Raw genomic sequence first — 16,858 nt, forward strand, 5'->3', positions numbered from 1 at the left:
GTCCGAAGACTGGCGGAAGGGCAAGAAAACGGGACTTGTCCCTTGGTACAATAGCGCCCTCGGAAGAGCTGTGCGTATCTAACCGCGATGATCTCGGGAGGAGAGAACTCATGAATTTGCGCAAATGCTTGCTCGGCATCTTTGCGGCCGGAACCGCCCTTTCCCTGACCTCGCTCGATCCGATGGGCCGGGTGGAAGCGCATGGCGATGTCGCGCCACAGGCCGTCGACACGGCAGGCCTTCCCGATCTCGGCGAGGAGTGGCTTGCCGAAAATCCCTGGCGCGATCCCGACAGTGAATTCTGGGCGCTCGCAATCAGGGTCGGCGCATCCGGCTATAACCAGAACTGCGCGCGCTGCCACGGTCTTGAAGTGATCTCCGGTGGGCTTGCCCCCGATCTGCGCTATCTCGAAGCCGATGACTACGGTGACGAATGGTACCTGGAACGCTATCAGCAGGGTTATACGCAAAACGGCATCACCAAGATGCCGGCCTTTGGCGAGTTGCTGGGTCAGGAGGCTGCGTGGGCCATCCGAACCTATGTCGAGACCCGGCCGGACGAGGGTGCGCTCGACCCCCATTCGGACCGGCTGAAAGCGATACGGGACCAGATCAAGGAACTGGCGGACACGACTTCGGCAGCGGACGCGGAAGACACCATTGCACCGCTTCGAGCTGAAATGTCGGAAATCGCCGATTCACTGGAAACAGGGTCCGGTGCGCCGAAAGCCGATTCCGTTGCCTCGCGCGCGGTGTTGCAATTGGACGGCTCCGATGAAAGTCTGAAGAAGACTGCAGAGATACTGACGATCGGATTGTCGGCCGCCCAATAATGATCAGACCTGCGCAACAAGCCGCATTCGCGCTCCTGGCCATGTTCAGCATGGCCGGGACAAGTGCATTTGCGCAGAACTGCGAGAATGTGCGCTTCGGTGACGAGGCCGAACGCAGGCCGCAGAATGTCGGCCGAGACATCGTCGGCCAGAGCCTCGACGACATTCAGGAACGCGGCACGATCAAGATCGCGGTTTACGAGGATTTCCCGCCGTTTTCCTACAAGGAGGGCGGCGTCCTGAAAGGGGTCGATATCGAGATCGGCAAGCTGATCGCGGCCGATCTCGGCGTCGAGGCCCAGTTCATTGCAACGGCAGCGGACGAAAATGTCGACGGCGATCTGCGCAACAATGTCTGGCGGGGAAAACTGATCGGCGGACAGATAGCCAACGTCATGCTGCACGTTCCCTATGATCGCGAGCTTGGCTGCCGGAACGAAATGGTCGTGCTGAACGGGCAGTATTACAATGAACAGCTGGCGATCGCCTATCGCAAGGACGCCTATCCGGAAGACCCGCCTGTTCCGGCCTATTTCCGTTTCGACACGGTCGGGGTCGAGAACGACACGATTTCGGATTTCTATCTCTCCGGCTTCGCGCGCGGCCAGCTTGTCGCCAACATGCAGCGGTTCCCGACAACGGACGATGCCATGCGCGCGCTCGCGGACGGCGAGGTCATGGCCGTCATGGCACCGCTGTCACAGGTCGAGCACGCCCTGACCGACGAACTCGCGGTTCACATGCCGCCCTTTCCCGGCCTGGCGAAATCCTCCTGGACGCTTGGCCTCGCTGTCCGACACAACTGGCGGCCGCTGTCCTATGCCGTGGATGACGCCATCCGCTATGCCGTCGAGGACGGGCGGATGGCGAAGATCTTCGAGGATCACGGTCTGAGCTACACCAAGCCGGACTGGTGACCGGCTGGCCGTGCCGGCGGGCTGTCGTTTTCTGGTTCCGTCAGACGCGGATCAGCCGGCCGTCGCGATCCTCGAACCAGACCGCAGTCGCTCGCCCTTCGAAGACCGCCTTCTCCGCAAGATCCGTTGTCGCCGTGAGCGCCAGTGCCGTCGACAGACCGTCGGCCTCCGCGGCGGTATCCGCATGGACCGTGACTGAGCGCCATCGCGGTTCACTCCCGACGGAGCCGGGCTGAACAATGTGACCGCTGCCGTTCTGAAAACGCGTTCCCCGAGGCGAAGATGTCGCCACCGCTGAATGATGAAGTTCCAGCGTGTCGAGCACGGCGCCACTTGCGCCGCCGATGCCGATACGGGCGGATGTCGAGCCGGCACGGTATTCACCGACATGGACAAGATGCGGATCGAAGCCGTGCGCGTTCAGGACATCGCTGACACGGTCCGTCGCGTAGCCCTGGGCAATACCGTTCAGTGTCATGGCCATGCCGGGCCTCGAGAAGGAAATCTCAGTCCGGCCCTTGCGCACCTTTGTCCAGCCGATCCGTTCGGCAAGCGATTGACGTTCCGGCGGCGACAGCTCTTGCTCGGCCCGCGCAAGGGCAACCATCAGAGGCTGCACCGTCGGGTCGAACAGACCGCCGCTTATCTCATGGACCCTGTCGACGATACTGATCAGACGCGCGAATTCAGGCGGCATTTTCAATATGCCGGAGGCATTCAACAAGTTGAGAGCGGTGCCGGCGCGGTAGAGCGAGAACAGGTTTTCCATGCGCCGGATCGTGTCGCGGGCGGCAAGAAGGGCCTGTCTCGCCCGGTCCGGCTCTGCGCCGAACAGCCTGATCTCCGCCTCCGCGCCAAGCGCGCGTCCGCGCCAGACGACCGGCTCGGCACGCACGGCTGCCGAAGGGATCGCCGACGCCATGCAGCCGGCCATAATCGTCAGGAAACGGCGCCGCGTCGTCATCAGAGCTGCCTCCCGCGCCTGGCCAGGATCAGGGGGACACACTGTTGGTCGTCGTCGTGAATGGTCACGCAATCCAAGCACTGGAAACACTCGTCGTAGCGAATGCCACCCGTCGGCTTGATCGCATTGTAGTTGCATTTGACGCGGCAGAGCTGGCAGGGGCTGCCGCAGGCCGCCCGCCTCGGGATCCAGCTGCGCAATCTCAGGAAACCGCCGATGGCCATGACCGCCCCAAGCGGACAGATGTAACGGCAGAAGCCCTTGAACACCATCATGCTGAGGGCCAGCAGACCGACGCAATAAAGAACGTAGTACCACTCGCGCACGAAGAACGTCGTGATGGCCGTCTTGAACGGTTCGACCTCGATGGCAGCGTCAAGATAGGACGGCGCCACGAAGATCAGCGCGATCATGCAGGCGAGGATGACGTATTTCAGCTTCACCAGCCAGCGGTCGATCCGGTCCGGAACCCTGATCTGCGGCAAGCGCAACAGACGGCCGATATGGTGCATGAATTCCTGCATGGCACCGAACGGACACAACCAGCCGCAGAAGAAGCCGCGTCCCCACAGGACGAAGGTCACGATCACGGCGGCCCAGATCAGCAACGAAAACGGGTCGTAGAGGAGGAACGCAAGGCTCTGACCCTCGAATACGCCGCGCACAACGCCGAGCACCGTCGCGATCGAAAGCTGCCCCTGTCCCCACCAGCCCACGAACCCGATGACCCCGGCCAGAACGGCGAGGCGAAAGGCCGTGTAGTAGCGAAAACCCGCCAGTTTCGACTGACCCAGGAAAAGGAGCGGCACCAGCATGGCAAGGCCGCCCGCCAGAACGATCAGGTCCCCGGAGCGCGCATCCATGGCCTGGCGCCAGACCGGCACCGGCGCCGGCGGTTCGTCGCGGATGAAGAAACGTTCGTCGGTCTTGTGCGGAATGCTGAAGTCGACGGTGCCGACTTCCGGCCTGAAAGACCCGTGCTCCCGAACCGCCCGCACCGACAGCGACCACTCGCTGGTTGGATCAAATCCGAGGCGGCGGTCCGTGCGCAGGATCATGGCGTATTCGCCGGGGATGCCGTCACGCAATTCGACATCGAGATCGGCATCGCGCAGCGAGATCGGCAAACCGTTCTGGCTTGCCGTGATCAGGTCGGGGCTGGTGTTGCGCACAAAATCCTCCGTCACCAGCCCGTGGCGCCCGGCGTCGATCACCAGGAGCGGTTCGTCTTCCGGAGACAATTCCCGGAAATTTTCAAGCTGACGCAGGCTGTCCGGTTCAAGGATCGCTTCGGCGATTGCAGGCGGGCCGAGATCGACCACCCAGAGGTCGAGGTAGATCGCGTCCGGCTCGTTCTTTGCCAAGGGATCGTCATCGGCCCAGATGGTGTCCGCGAACGCCTCATCGACTTCCCGGTTGGTGACGATCCGATGGCCGGCGATTCCCTCCTCCACCAATTGTTCCCAGGTCAGCTCTTCGGTGTAGTCGAGATTCGGCTCGGCCGCGGCGCGGCCGCCAATGCCCTGCATCTTTTCGCGGGCGACCTTGAGGGCCGCGGCAAGAAGGGTTTCGTGGGCGATCCGCACACTGGCCGTCGCCTTGGTGACACCGTCCAGATAGACCAGTGACGAACCGCTTCCCCCGTCGCCATAGGGAACACCGATCACGAGGCTATCGGTAATGGAATAGCCCTTGTATTGCGCGATGAAGTCCTGGAACGGCGCCTCCCCGAGGCCGGAGACGAAGATCGGCTCGTTGTGGGAAACGATATCGACGTCGATCAGCCGCCCTTCCAGCGTCAGTATGACGAAGAGATTGATCGGAGCGCCGGAAAAACCCGGCAGCGGCGCAAGGTGCTGAGTCTCGAAGGCATAGCCTGCCACCCGGCCGTCGAGGTTGATGAGTTCGTAGACATCGCCCTCAATGAGATCGCCCAACTGGTAAGGTGGCTGGATATAGCGGGCGGCGTCTTCCCGCTCCAGTTCCAGGGCGCCCGCCATCGAGACGGCAAACAGGAGTATCGCGGCCGCGCAAGTCAACAGCTGCGCCAGCACGCGACCCGTCCCTCGCGTTCCTGGGTGTCTCTCCTCCATGGTTCGCAGTTTTTCCGCACGGCTCAGCTGACGCAACTGTCCTTTAGTGCAGAGTGGATCGAGCCGCCTGTACCAAAGGCCAAGAAATCCGTTGATGCAGATCAACGTTGCCCAGCCGCTGCGGGCGTTGACTCAGTGCCGACCAGGAGAGGAGAGAACCCATGTCGATCAGGACAGTCTTGCTTGCGGCAGCAGCGTTGACGTTCCCCCATTGCGCAGAGGCGGCCGAGGTGTTCGAACAGGCCAAGATCACGGCGGGGGAAATGCTCTACAGGGTCGAGTGCCGGCGCTGCCACGCACCGGACTCCAGTGACCCGAGTTACGGACCGCCGCTTGAAAACATCATCGGGCGCGGTGCAGGTACGTTTCCGGAATACGACTATTCCGAAGCGCTCGCCGGCTCTGGCATCGTCTGGACACCGGCCGCCCTGCGCGCCTGGATGGAGGACAACACCGGATTTCTGCCCGGCACGAAGATGCGCCATGTCGGCATCGAAGACAGGACGGTGCAGGACATTATCCTGACCTATCTTGCCAGCCTTGATTCCGAAGGGGACGGCCAGACCGCCAAGTGATCATCGACCGGCGGCCTCACACGACGGCCGCCACGACCGCAAGGCAATCCCCGGACTTGATGAGCCCGGGGAAATGCCGGGCCATCAGGATGCCGGATCGTCTCGCCCGGTAGTCCGCCGGAGCAACACCCGTCCTGGCGACCGGCCATACCCTCGCGACCACGTCTCCCTTCGAGACGGTTTCACCCAGATCGACCAGCGGCTCGATCATGCCGCCGCTTTCGCTGAAGACGAAGCAGTCCCCGTCGGGCATATCAAGGGAAATACTCTCTTCAAGCTGCACGCCCCCCGGCAGTATACCGGCATGTTTCAGAAGATTGCGAACACCCCTTTTCGCGATCGCGGCCGAACGGGCGGTTGCCGTGCCGCCGCCGCCGAGTTCGGTCGTCACGAAGATCTTGCCCTTTTCCTCGACCGCCGTGTCGTACATGCCGGTGCTGTCGATCTCGAGCATGATTGCCGTATAGGGCGCGTTGAAGGCACGGGCTGCCGCGACACATGCAGCCTGCTGGTCCTTGTCGTCCAGAACATGCGCGGACGCAAACGGCAGGAAGTCCAGGGTCTTGCCACCTGAATGAAAGTCGAGCACGACATCGGCCATCGGGATCAGGACGCTGTCGAAATAATGCGCGATCTTTTCCGTCACCGTGCCGTCGGGCCGCCCGGGAAAAGACCGGTTCAGATTGCCCTTGTCGATCGGAGAGGTTCGCGTTCCCGCCTGGAAAGCCGGATAGTTGAACGCGGGCACGATGATGACCCGCCCCTGAACATCACTTTGGGTCAGCGATTGCGCCAGATCCATCAGCGCGATCGGCCCCTCATACTCATCGCCGTGATTGCCGCCGGTGAGCAGCGCGGTCGGCCCGTCCCCGTTGCGGATCACGGTCACGGGTATCATGACCGAACCCCAGGCGGAATCGTCGCGGCTGTAGGGCAGACGGAGATAACCGTGATGGACACCGTCCTTGTCAAACGGGATTGTCGGAACGATCGGATTGTGCACCATGATCAGTCCTTCACGAACAGTTTGCGCGGGACGCTTGCGAGACACTCCGGCGCACCGTCGCGGATGACGATGCTTTCGGTGATCTCGAACCCCCAGTCTTCCATCCAGAGCCCGGTCATGAAGTGAAACGTCATGTTCTCCTCAAGGACCGACGTGTCGCCGCTCCGCAACGACATTGTGCGCTCACCCCAATCGGGTGGATAGGACAGGCCGATGGGATATCCGGTCCGATTGTCCTTGGTGATGCCGTATCTCTTGAGAACCGCGAAGAAAGCGTGCGCGATGTCCTCGCAACGATTGCCTGCCCTTGCCGCGTCCAGCCCGGCCTCCATGCCTTCCAGAACGGCCTTCTCCGCATCAAGGAAGGTTTGCGTCGGCTTGCCGAGGAAGAGGGTTCTGGAGAGCGGACAATGGTAACGGTGGTAGGCACCCGCAACCTCGAAAAACGTCCCCTCACCGGATTTCATGGGCTTGTCGTCCCAGGTGAGATGGGGGGCTGCGGCGTCGCTGCCTGACGGGAGCAGGGGCACGATCGCCGGATAATCTCCACCAGCGTTCAGATCAGGGTCGTAGCGCAATCCGGCGTCATAGATGTCCGCGACGAGATCGCATTTGCGCAGGCCGGGTTCCGCCTTGTCGAGAATGCGGGCATGGATCTTTTCCACCAGCTTTGCGGCCGTGCGCATGTAGGCAAGTTCCTGATCGGATTTGACGGCCCGCTGCCAGTTCACCAGGGCGGTCACATCCTGGAAGGTCGCGTTTGGCAATCCTTTCTGCAGCGCGGCAAAGCTGGCGGCGCTGAACCAGTAATTGTCCATCTCGACGCCGATGCGCAATGACCCGGCTCCGCGCTCGCCGATGCGCGCGGCCAGGTAGTCCATCGGATGGCGATCGGTCGACTGCACATAGTGATCGGGGTAGCCGATGATGTCATCCGGATGCATGAAACAGGTTCGAAACGCACCCTGCGCGTCCTGCCCGCGCCCGAACCAGACCGGGTCTCCGTCCAGTCCGAGCAGCACGGCCTGATGCACGTAGAATGACCAGCCGTCATACCCGGTCAGCCAGGCCATGTTGGACGGGTCGGAGACGATGATGAATTCAACACCGGCGGCCTCCATCGCATGGCGCGTTTTGGCAATCCTGATCTGGTACTCTTGCCTGCTGAAATGCAGCGTGGGTTCGATCATGTCACGTTTCCAAAATGCGTTAAGCGTTGAACAGAGTGCCGGCTCCGGCGACTTCTGCCCGTTCCCTTGCGAATGTCGCTATGGCCGTATCCTGAATGCCGGTCCCGGTCAGGTCGCAGATGGTGATCTGCTGCGCATCGGTGCGGCCTTTCACTTTTCCGGCGACGATGTCGCCGAGCTCATCGAATTGGCGGCTTGCCGGGACAATGCCGGCTGAGATCGCATGATGCAGTTCACCAAGCAGTTCGGTCTGCGACTGACTGTCAGGGACATAGAGGTCGGCAGCGGCGAGGCAGGCCGGTTCCAGCTCCAGCTTGTGCTCCTGGTCCGAGCCCATCGCCGTGACATGATGCCCGGCGCGCAGCCAATCTGCCCGGATCAACGGCTCGGCGCTCGGCGTCGTGGTGATGACGACATCTGCGTCCCGAACCGACATTTCCAGGTCCGATGCGGCACTGACGCCGATGCCGAGCGCGGCAGCCATCTCCTCCGCAGCCGCCTGCGCTTTCGCGATGTCCCTTGCCCAGAAAACGGCTTTTTCGATGGGACGCACGAGGCACAGGGCCTGAAGCTGAAGTCTTGCCTGCGCACCGGCACCGACGATGCAGGCCGACCGGGCGGTTTCGGGTGCCAGGTGCCTTGCGGCCACGGCTCCGGCAGCCGCGGTGCGGATATCCGTCAGGTACCCGTTGTCCAGAAGCAGCGCCTCGACGAAGCCGGTGCGCGCGGAGAACAGCACCATCAGGCCCGATGCGCTCGGCAGTCCCTGCTTCGGATTGTCGAAGAACCCGGACGCCATCTTGATCGCGTAGCTGTCGATGCCCGGCACGAAGGCGGTCTTCACGTCCACTTCACCGTGATACGGGGGGATCAGCATGGACATGATCGGCGGCATCTCGACACCGCCGGCAGCCAGAAGTGAAAACGCGCGCTCGACGCAGTCGACGGCCTCGATATCCAGCCTGACACTGTCACGCAGGTCTGCCTCGTTGAGTATCTTGATCTCGGGCAATCCTCAGCCCTCCCCTTCATGCATCACATCCACGGTTTCCCCGCAAATGATGCGCCTGTGCATGTTCATGTCGATGTTGCAGCCGGTCAGCAACGCGACGGCCGGACCTGACAGCTGCGCCTTCCCCGCGACGATCGCGGCCAGGCAGACGGCCCCTGAGCCTTCGACCACCTGCCGTTCCTCAAAATAGGCATGCCGGATACCGTCGGCGATTTCCACCTCACTCAGAAGCACGACCTGATCGACGAGGTCGCGGGTGATGCGGAACGTGTACCGGTTATCGAGACCAATGCCGCCGCCGAGCGAATCGGCAAGCGTCGGCAGCTCCGGCACCTGGACCGGATGCCCTGCATTCAGCGAAGCGGCCATCGCCGCGCCGCGCTCCATGGACACACCGATAACTTTCACGTCCGGTTTCTCGGCCTTGACGGCCGCGGCAACGCCCGAGATCAGCCCGCCGCCCGACAAGGGCACGAGCACCGTCTCGACCTGCGGAACGTCTTCCAGGACTTCGAGCCCGACCGTTCCCTGTCCCGCGATGATATCCGCATGGTCGAACGGAGGAAGGAGCGTTAGTCCCTCTTCCGCCACCAGGCGGTCCACCTCGACCTGGGCTTCGTCCTGGGAGATGCCGACGATACGCACCTCCGCTCCGAGCGCCTTGATCCCGTCGACCTTGTTCTGTGGCACGAGACGGGACATGCAGATGACGCACCTGATGCCCGCCTGTCTGGCCGCGTAAGCGAGCCCGCGGCCGTGGTTGCCGGTCGACACGCCGACGACACCTTTGCTGCGGGAGACCTCGTCGAGTGACAGGACCGCGTTGGTGGCGCCACGCAGCTTGAAACTGCCTGTCGTTTGCAGATGCTCGAGCTTCAGGTGGACCGGGGCGCCACACATCTGCACAAGAGATGGAGACGGAACGGCAGGCGTGCGCAGGACCGTGCCTGCAATGCGATGTCTTGCCTTGATGAAAGCATCTGCGGCGAGCGGAGAGGAATGCAGGTTCATGCAGCGACTCAGGTTATCCGCCAAAGTGGCGCTAGGTCGCGGAATTTTCCGAAACCGGTCGGACGATGATGGAAAAGAACTTCGCGCCAGGTCAAGCGCTGTTTGCTGTCAGGCGCTTCTGGCTGGCCGGAAGCAGGACGGCAAAAAAGAACGGGCACGATGCGTCGCGCCCGTTCGCAAAAGTGGCGAGCCGGGCTACATCTGGTTCGGCAGGAACAGAACCAGGGCCGGCAGCGACAGAAGCAACAGCAAGCGGATGATATCCACCATCCAGAACGGCGTGACACCCCTGAAAATGGTCGCGGTCGGAACATCCCGGACTACGGCGCGCAGGACGAAGACATTCAGGCCGACCGGCGGGGTGATCAGACTGATCTCGGTCACGACGACCACAATGATGCCGAACCAGATCGGATCGTAGCCGAGCCCGGTCACGATCGGAAAGAAGATCGGAACCGTCAGGAGCAGCATGGACAGGCTCTCGAAAACGCAGCCGAGCGCGATATAGATCAGCAGGATGATGCACATGACCACCCAGGGCGGCAGGTCATAGGCCGTCACCAGGTTGCTGAGCGCGGCCGGAAGCCCGGCGACATTGACGAAGTTGGAAAAAATCCACGCTCCAATCAGCACGGCAAACAGCCCGGCCGTTGTCATGGCGGTTTCGCGCAGGGCGTCGAAGGTGTCCGACAGCGACAGGCGGCGCCGGGCGATCGCGATCAGGAATGCTCCCATCGCGCCCATTCCGGCGGCTTCCGTCGGAGAAAAACTCAGGTTGAGCGGCGGAACGTCGAAGACGCCATAAAGACCGCCGATGACCAGGAAAAACAGCAGAAGAACCGCCCAGACGTCCTTCAGCGCGGCCAGTCTTTCCGCAACGCTCGCGCGCGGCCCGGCAGGGCCGGCGTCCGGATCGCGCCAGACCGTGAACTTGACCGCCACCAGATAAAGTACGATGCCGATCAGGCCGGGAATGACGCCGGCGACGAAGAGCTTGCCGATGGAGGTCTCCGTCAGAAGACCGTAGATGACCAGAATGACGGAAGGCGGAATGAGAATGCCGAGCGTCCCCCCCGCGGCGATCGAGGCTGTCGACAGCTTGTCGCTGTAATTGAAGCGGCGCATCTCCGGCATGGCGACTTTGGACATGGTCGCGGCCGTGGCAAGCGAGGATCCCGATATGGCGGCAAACCCGCCGCAGGCGACGATGGTCGCCATGGCAAGACCGCCGCGCAGGTGACCGAGAAACGCGTTCGACGCCGCATAAAGCTCCCGGCTGATGCCGGCCTTGTTCACGAACAGGCCCATCAGGATGAACAGGGGCACCACGGACAGGCCGTAGTCCTGGCTGGTGTCGATGATCAGGCGCGCCGCCATGGAGATCGAGGCCCGGTAGCTGGTCTCGAGCATGAACCCGACCATGCCGACAAAGCCCATCGCGAACGCGATCGGAATGCGCAGCATGACCAGAACGAGCACTGCCGCAAACCCGAGAAGACCTTCAAGCATCCGACCCGCCCATCAGTTTCGGTGCAAACAGATAACCGAGGCCCCGGACAATCAGAACAACGGCGGTGATCGCGGTGACGGCAGCGATGAACCAGCCGACGAAATGGAGCGGCAGCCTGAGATATTCCATGACGTCACCGTAGGAGCGGCTGCGTTCGGCCAGAACATAAACGCGTTCCGCCGGCCAGATCAGGATGACGCCGCAAAACAGGTTGGTGAAGGCATCCCGCCAGCGCGTGAGGTGGTTTCTCTTGAAGACACCGTCGAGCAGGTCAACGCTGATATGCCCCCCTTGCGCCGACACGACCGGCAGCACCGAAAACACCGTGATCGCCATCAGAAGGCGGGTCATGTCCGCAGCCACTTCAATCGGTGCATTGAAAACCGAGCGCAGCACGACGTCGCAGAATGTCATGACCATCAGGACAAAAAGCGCGAGCGCGGCAAGAAGGGCCGGCAGCCTGGCTGCAAGCTTCAGAAATTGCGACACGTCTGTTCCTCTGGAAAGCCGGTGGTCCGGAGGGCTCCGGACCACCTGTTGCGGTCAGTTGCCCGCCATTTCCTTCTTGACCATTTCATAGGCCGCTTCGGCGTCAAGACCGGCTTCGGTCAGCTCCGCCAGCACCTTGGCCTTGACTTCGCCCGCGATCTTCTCGAACGCGGCGACGTCGTCCTCGCTCGCAGGCGTGATCTTGGTGCCTTCCGCGCCCTTGGTCGCCTCGTAGGCGATCTTGTCGGACTTGTCCCAGGCAGCGCCGGCCATGCGGCTCGCCGGTTCACCGAAAACGTTGTCGTCGAGCGCCTTCTGAACATTCTCGGGCAGGCTGTCGAACTTTTCCTGGCTCATGATGATCGCGAACGAACCGCGATAGAGCCCGCCGGGCATGTCGTAGAGGTTCTTGGCAACCTCGTTCAGCTTGAAACCGACCCGTTCGCCGACATTCATGGCAACGGCATCCGCAGCACCGGAATCGAGCGTCTCATAGACCTTGGGTGCGGGCACGTTGATGCCGATGAGGCCCAGCGCCGCTCCGACGTCACCGGCGACACCGCCGCCGATGCGGGTTTTCAGGCCGTCCATGTCGGCAAGGCTTGCGACGTCCTTGCTGGAGTGAATCTGGCCGGGACCGTGCGTGTTGAGAGAGATGACCTTCACACCCCGGTGTTCGTCGAGCTTGTCGAGATGTTCCTCGTGCACGCGCCAGTAAGCAACGGAGGCCGCCTCGGCACTGCCCTCGTAACCGGGAAGCTCGATCAGCTTCGTCGCCACGAACCGGCCGGGCTGGTAACCGTGGAAGATGATGGCAATGTCTGCCGCGCCATCGAGGATCAGGTCCATCTGGGCAGGCGGCGGCGCGAGACCGAAGACCAGTTCACCGGAGACCTCGCCGTCCGTGGACTTTTCCATCATGTCGATGAGGCCTGCGAAGATTTCCGTGTTGATGCCGTGCGTGGGCGGCAGCCAGCTTGAAATTTTCAGAACAGTTTCAGCCGAAAGCGCAGATACGCTCAGGCAGAGCGAAACGGCAGTGGCACCTGCGATCCTTATAAGCGACTTCATTTTCCTCTCCCTCGGAATGTGTCTCAAAAGGGCAATTCCTCCGCGCCCGAGACCGACCTTCAAATCTTCCCTTCAACGCCGCTGCTTGTCAAGAAATATGAAACTGCATATATTTTTCGCAGCGCGTGAAGACGCATATTTCGTTTTGGCGTTGCCTGTCCATATCCTGACCTTCCCGCGTAGTCACTTGACAAGAAACGCGTTTTCCTGCGCTTCTCCCGTTCTGCCTCGCGCGAACGGATATGAAATTCCAGGTGCAAGTCTCCCGGACAGGCACGGTCGTATTATTGACCGACCGGACGATAAATGCAAACACAAATGTTCATTCAGGCAAAATCCGATGCATCCGGGAACCTATCCATTGTATAGGTTGCAGAAAGACTGGGGCGCGGACTCATAAATGAGGCTGAAATGGCAGGCGAAATGGCAAAATCCCGTTAGGAAGCGTGCGCTGAGCGGGCTTTCTGCCCGCTCAAGCGTGCTGACGACACGGGGTGAAGCCATTTCCATGTCCTTCGGATTTGACCGGATTACTCCTCCCCGACGTTGCGAAAGACTTGAAAATGAACCACATTCCCTGCGCTTTCGCGACTTGGCGAAAAGCAATCCGCCTCAAACCATTTCAGCCTCATTTATGAGTCCGCACACTAGTCACCTGAATCTGAAGTTCGTAACATTTTGCAGCGGGCTTCGAACGAACTTCAGATTCAAGAAGGTGACTAGCAAGTTTATGTTTCTAGTGCGGTTTGCGAATTTGAAGCTCGCTTCGCAGACTGCTGCAGCAATGATGCGAACTTCAAATTCACCGCACCAGGGAGGAACGCATTGGAAATACCGTTCAAAACCAAACGCATGCTCAATTTCGGCGACTGCGACATCTCCGGGACCGCCTATTTTCCGTCCTATCTGAATATCCTCAACGGCGTGAACGAGGAGTTCTGGCTGGAACTCGGCTACCCCTGGCACAAGATCATCTGGGAAGAGCGCTGGGGGACGCCGACGGTCCACATCTCCAGCGATTTCTCAAGCCCGTCCTTCTTCGGCGAAGAGCTCGAGTTCGAGGTCACGGTGCAACGCGTCGGCCGGTCGTCGGTCACCATTCACCACGAAATCAGCTGCAAGGGTCAAAAACGCTGGTCGAGCACGCAGGTGCTTGCGGCCAGCAACCTGGATGAACACACCTCGATCCCCTGGCCAGATGATGTGAAGGCAGCGCTGCTTGCCTGCATTCCGGAGACCGACTGAGGTCTGGCGGGCTCACGGCAGAAGCTGGATGTTTCCGAAGGCGGCGTCGCTGTTCAGGATGTCGACCCGCTTGTTCGCGATCCTGATCGCACCATCGACGAGTGCCAGCTCGTGGATCGCGGTCAGGGCCAGCAGGAACTGCTCGTCGAGCCGGGTTTCGACATAGTGCATCGAGGTGTTGGTCACGACGCGGTCTTCGCTCATCTCGTCGATGAAGGGACGCTGGATGACATGGTGGCAGCGGCTCTTGGGCTTCTGGCTGAACGTCCTGGCGCCGTTCAGCCGTTCGACCCGCAACCGCAGCATGAACATGTCCTCGTAGAGCAATGACGTCACCAGGTGCGGATCGGTCTGCTTGTAGTCGAGCGGCATCCAGTAGTGGCCGTCTTCGAGCCAGAGGGACAGCCATTCGTCATAGCGGCCCTCGTCGAGCATGCGCGCCTCGTCATAGATGAAGTCGATGACCTGTTCCCGTGAAACCGGCATCACGCGTCCTCCATCGAGACTGTCATGAACTTCACCCAGGCATCGAACTGGTTGCGCATCTGGCGCTCGGTGGTGCCGTTTTCAACGGCCTCCTCGGCAAAGTCCTCGTCTCCGGTCCTGAGCCTCTGGACGTTGACCCACTCCATGCTGTTCGTCATCAGGCCTTCCTGCGCCCGTTCATACATTTCCAGATCGTCGTGCCCGACAATGGATGTCGGCGCGTTGATCATGCGATTGTACATGGCCGTGCGCGCCAGCAGCTGATCCGGGGCTCCGACGAGCCGGTAGATGTAACTCTCCACGAGGGTCTTGTCCGGCCCGAGCGGAATGAAGTTCCGAAGCTGCTGGATCGGCCCCTTGATCATGATGTTCGGGAAATAGACCGTGTTGTGCCGGTTCTCGTCCAGGATCGCCTTGGCGCGGTCCTCGCCATAGGCCTCGCACAGGGACTCGAAATAGCCGGGGATCGCGGAGTAGTCGGAATGAATGGAATGGTGAACGCCGGTATGGCCGTGGCCGTTCGGCCAGGTGCGGATCCCCATCTTTTCAAAGAACTCGTAGGGCGACATGAAGGGGGCGATGATTTCCATTGCCGGCGGACGTGGCTCCGGGTTGCCCATCTCCTTCCAGATGTTGACCGCGGTTCCGGCAGAACTCTCATGGGCAACCATCGGATGGCAGGTGTCCGTCTGGTTTTCGACGAGCATCTTCCAATTGCACTTGTGCATGTAGCGCAAGGGCGGCCCGGCAATCTCCAGGCGCCCTTCCGGAGACCGGTCCACCATGTTGTCGATCGAACTCAGGCTTCCTCCGAAATAGTCTTCAAAACCGATACCCTCGGGTGCGAGCCTTGCAAACACGAAGCCGCGATAGTTGCGCACGGCCCCTACCGGGGTCATGCCCTTCGCGCTTTCGCTGTCCTCGAAGCCGGTATCCTCGTAACCCTTCTTCAGCGGGATCGCGAGAAGGCAGCCGTTGGTCTTGAAGGACCAGGCATGGTAGGGACAGCGGAAGAACTTGCCGGTGTTGCCTTCCCGGTCGATGGCGATCTTGGTCCCCTTGTGCGGGCACCGGTTGAACAGAACGTATATTTCGCCATCCGAATGCCGGACCTGAATGACGGGCTGATCGCCAACCTGAGTCGTGAAGTAGTCGCCTTTTTTGGGCGTCTGGCTTTCGTGACCGACGAACACCCAGGTGTTCGTGAAGAGATGCGCCATTTCCAGCCGGTAGATCTCCGGACTGGTATAAACGTCCCGGTGCACCTGGGGCCCGGTGAAAAGGGCGGTTATCTCGCTGGCTGTCCGCATGCTGGCTCCTCCTCCGGTCTGCGACCCTGACCGTTTGTAGCGGTTACAGATCAAGCACCAGGCGGGCGGACCTTGCCCGGCTGACGCAGATCTGCATGACCTTGCCGGATGCCTTTTCCGCATCCGACAGCACCACATCACGGTGATCGGGCTCGCCGCTGATCACGTCCGTCTGGCAAATGCCGCAATCGCCGCGCTGGCAATCATACATGACGTCGAGACCGGCCTCTTCGAGGGCCTCGATGATCGTCTGGCCAGGAGCGACGGTCACGACCTGTCCGGTTTCGTGAACCTCCACCTCGAACGACATGTCACCGTCTTGCTGTTCCGGCGACGTGAAAAGCTCGACGTGAACCGAACCATCGGGAATTCCGGCATCCGACGCCGCACTGCGTGCCGCGTCGATCATGCCTTTCGGGCCGCATATGTAAACATCCGTCCCACCGGGCTGGGCCTTGAGCAGTGCGGCGAGGTCGATCGGTTCTGCATCGTCCAAATAGAGATTGACGGCCGCCCCGAACGCCGCCCTCAAACTGTCGGCGAAGCCCATTCTGGACGCGGTGCGGGCCGCGTAGTGCAACTCGAAGGGCAAACCGTCCTGTTGAAGGCGCGTTGCCATCGAGATCAGCGGCGTGATGCCGATGCCGCCGGCCAGCAAGAGCGAAAAACCGGGATTTCCGGCAAGCGGGAAGTCGTTCTTCGGCCCGCTTGCGGACAGTTCCTGTCCGGCAGCAAGACCGTGCATGGCTTTCGAACCGCCCTGGCCTTCGTCTTCGCGCTGCACGGCGATGTCAAACGTGCCGGACACCTGCGGCCAGTCAATCAGGGAATAGGACCGGATCCCTGCCGGCCCGAGATCGAAATCGACATGTGCGCCGGGTTCGTAAGCGGGCAGCGCGGACCCGTCCGCCGCCGCGAACCTGAAGACGGAGATCAGATCCGTTTCCTTCTCCACGCTTTCAAGAACAAGTTTCACCGGCGACTCCTCCCGTCAATAAATATGAAATTTCATATAATTTGAGTCAACCCTCTTTTTTTCCGAAATGTTCCGGGCTAAACGAAAACAGTTTCGCAGATATATCAACGCGGCAGACACACCTCATCCTGAGGAGGACCTGCAAGGTCCGTCTCGAAGGATGGGCCACG

At 61.1% G+C, this 16,858-nt stretch carries 16 protein-coding genes; 4 read left to right on the forward strand and 12 right to left on the reverse strand.

All coding sequences use genetic code 11. The features are described 5' to 3' along the window. Positions 1-110 precede the first annotated feature (110 nt). Positions 111-833, forward strand: a complete 723-nt coding sequence (gene pedF, locus ACO08A_RS09175) for a cytochrome c-550 PedF (protein WP_422040807.1) — start codon at positions 111-113, stop codon at positions 831-833. Further along, entirely contained in the window at positions 833-1,750 is a 918-nt protein-coding gene (locus ACO08A_RS09180) for a substrate-binding periplasmic protein (RefSeq protein WP_422040808.1), read from the forward strand. The genes pedF and ACO08A_RS09180 overlap by 1 nt, the downstream gene beginning before the upstream one ends. A 40-nt stretch (positions 1,751-1,790) precedes the next feature. Here ACO08A_RS09180 and ACO08A_RS09185 read toward each other — a convergent pair whose 3' ends face one another. Then, complete coding sequence (locus ACO08A_RS09185) at positions 1,791-2,714, reverse strand: FAD:protein FMN transferase (RefSeq protein ID WP_422040809.1); 924 nt, start codon at positions 2,712-2,714, stop codon at positions 1,791-1,793. After that, entirely contained in the window at positions 2,714-4,768 is a 2,055-nt protein-coding gene (locus ACO08A_RS09190) for a 4Fe-4S binding protein (protein WP_422040810.1), read from the reverse strand. The genes ACO08A_RS09185 and ACO08A_RS09190 overlap by 1 nt, the downstream gene beginning before the upstream one ends. A gap of 200 nt (positions 4,769-4,968) precedes the next feature. Between ACO08A_RS09190 and ACO08A_RS09195 the strand changes: the two genes are divergently transcribed. Beyond that, positions 4,969-5,382 (forward strand): c-type cytochrome, encoded by a 414-nt coding sequence (locus ACO08A_RS09195; protein ID WP_422040811.1) that lies wholly within the window; start codon positions 4,969-4,971, stop codon positions 5,380-5,382. 16 nt (positions 5,383-5,398) lie between these two features. On the opposite strand, the gene doeB is transcribed toward ACO08A_RS09195, so the two are convergent. The 7 genes from doeB to ACO08A_RS09230 all read right to left on the reverse strand — a co-directional run bounded on the left by doeB (position 5,399) and on the right by ACO08A_RS09230 (position 12,671). After that, a complete protein-coding gene (gene doeB / locus ACO08A_RS09200; protein ID WP_422040812.1) occupies positions 5,399-6,388 on the reverse strand; it encodes a N(2)-acetyl-L-2,4-diaminobutanoate deacetylase DoeB in 990 nt (329 codons plus the stop codon). A gap of 2 nt (positions 6,389-6,390) precedes the next feature. Beyond that, positions 6,391-7,578 (reverse strand): ectoine hydrolase DoeA, encoded by a 1,188-nt coding sequence (gene doeA, locus ACO08A_RS09205; RefSeq protein WP_422040813.1) that lies wholly within the window; start codon positions 7,576-7,578, stop codon positions 6,391-6,393. Positions 7,579-7,597: 19 nt separating this feature from the next. Next, a complete protein-coding gene (locus ACO08A_RS09210) occupies positions 7,598-8,590 on the reverse strand; it encodes a cyclodeaminase (RefSeq protein ID WP_422040814.1) in 993 nt (330 codons plus the stop codon). A gap of 3 nt (positions 8,591-8,593) precedes the next feature. Beyond that, complete coding sequence (gene eutB, locus ACO08A_RS09215; protein WP_422040815.1) at positions 8,594-9,601, reverse strand: hydroxyectoine utilization dehydratase EutB; 1,008 nt, start codon at positions 9,599-9,601, stop codon at positions 8,594-8,596. 195 nt (positions 9,602-9,796) lie between these two features. Then, positions 9,797-11,110, reverse strand: coding sequence for a TRAP transporter large permease (locus ACO08A_RS09220; RefSeq protein ID WP_421980756.1), 1,314 nt, complete (start codon positions 11,108-11,110; stop codon positions 9,797-9,799). Next, positions 11,103-11,600: a TRAP transporter small permease gene (locus ACO08A_RS09225; RefSeq protein ID WP_422040816.1), complete on the reverse strand. Its 498-nt coding sequence runs from the start codon at positions 11,598-11,600 to the stop codon at positions 11,103-11,105. The genes ACO08A_RS09220 and ACO08A_RS09225 overlap by 8 nt, the downstream gene beginning before the upstream one ends. Before the next feature lie 54 nt (positions 11,601-11,654). Beyond that, complete coding sequence (locus ACO08A_RS09230; protein WP_422040817.1) at positions 11,655-12,671, reverse strand: TRAP transporter substrate-binding protein; 1,017 nt, start codon at positions 12,669-12,671, stop codon at positions 11,655-11,657. A gap of 825 nt (positions 12,672-13,496) precedes the next feature. Here ACO08A_RS09230 and ACO08A_RS09235 point away from each other — a divergent pair. Next, the gene (locus tag ACO08A_RS09235; protein ID WP_421980753.1) at positions 13,497-13,916 is read left to right on the forward strand and encodes an acyl-CoA thioesterase; all 420 of its coding nucleotides are present in this window, start codon (positions 13,497-13,499) and stop codon (positions 13,914-13,916) included. A gap of 12 nt (positions 13,917-13,928) precedes the next feature. On the opposite strand, the gene ACO08A_RS09240 is transcribed toward ACO08A_RS09235, so the two are convergent. The 3 genes from ACO08A_RS09240 to ACO08A_RS09250 are packed head-to-tail and all read right to left on the reverse strand — an operon-like array spanning position 13,929 to position 16,688. Next, positions 13,929-14,402, reverse strand: coding sequence for an aromatic-ring-hydroxylating dioxygenase subunit beta (locus tag ACO08A_RS09240; RefSeq protein ID WP_422040818.1), 474 nt, complete (start codon positions 14,400-14,402; stop codon positions 13,929-13,931). Further along, on the reverse strand, positions 14,402-15,712 hold the full coding sequence (locus ACO08A_RS09245; protein ID WP_422040819.1) for an aromatic ring-hydroxylating dioxygenase subunit alpha: 1,311 nt from the start codon (positions 15,710-15,712) through the stop codon (positions 14,402-14,404). The genes ACO08A_RS09240 and ACO08A_RS09245 overlap by 1 nt, the downstream gene beginning before the upstream one ends. Before the next feature lie 43 nt (positions 15,713-15,755). Next, on the reverse strand, positions 15,756-16,688 hold the full coding sequence (locus tag ACO08A_RS09250; protein WP_422040820.1) for a PDR/VanB family oxidoreductase: 933 nt from the start codon (positions 16,686-16,688) through the stop codon (positions 15,756-15,758). Positions 16,689-16,858 lie beyond the last annotated feature (170 nt).

Source organism: Roseibium sp. (genome assembly GCF_965232425.1).
GTDB lineage: Bacteria > Pseudomonadota > Alphaproteobacteria > Rhizobiales > Stappiaceae > Roseibium.

What these genes read in the sequence shown, in the direction of transcription:
- pedF (WP_422040807.1), top strand. Translation starts at nt 111, where the DNA reads ATGAATTTGCGCAAATGCTTGCTCGGCATCTTTGCGGCCGGAACCGCC.
- ACO08A_RS09180 (WP_422040808.1), top strand. Translation starts at nt 833, where the DNA reads ATGATCAGACCTGCGCAACAAGCCGCATTCGCGCTCCTGGCCATGTTC.
- ACO08A_RS09185 (WP_422040809.1), bottom strand. Translation starts at nt 2,714, where the DNA reads ATGACGACGCGGCGCCGTTTCCTGACGATTATGGCCGGCTGCATGGCG.
- ACO08A_RS09195 (WP_422040811.1), top strand. Translation starts at nt 4,969, where the DNA reads ATGTCGATCAGGACAGTCTTGCTTGCGGCAGCAGCGTTGACGTTCCCC.
- doeB (WP_422040812.1), bottom strand. Translation starts at nt 6,388, where the DNA reads ATGGTGCACAATCCGATCGTTCCGACAATCCCGTTTGACAAGGACGGT.
- doeA (WP_422040813.1), bottom strand. Translation starts at nt 7,578, where the DNA reads ATGATCGAACCCACGCTGCATTTCAGCAGGCAAGAGTACCAGATCAGG.
- eutB (WP_422040815.1), bottom strand. Translation starts at nt 9,601, where the DNA reads ATGAACCTGCATTCCTCTCCGCTCGCCGCAGATGCTTTCATCAAGGCA.
- ACO08A_RS09220 (WP_421980756.1), bottom strand. Translation starts at nt 11,110, where the DNA reads ATGCTTGAAGGTCTTCTCGGGTTTGCGGCAGTGCTCGTTCTGGTCATG.
- ACO08A_RS09230 (WP_422040817.1), bottom strand. Translation starts at nt 12,671, where the DNA reads ATGAAGTCGCTTATAAGGATCGCAGGTGCCACTGCCGTTTCGCTCTGC.
- ACO08A_RS09240 (WP_422040818.1), bottom strand. Translation starts at nt 14,402, where the DNA reads ATGCCGGTTTCACGGGAACAGGTCATCGACTTCATCTATGACGAGGCG.
- ACO08A_RS09245 (WP_422040819.1), bottom strand. Translation starts at nt 15,712, where the DNA reads ATGCGGACAGCCAGCGAGATAACCGCCCTTTTCACCGGGCCCCAGGTG.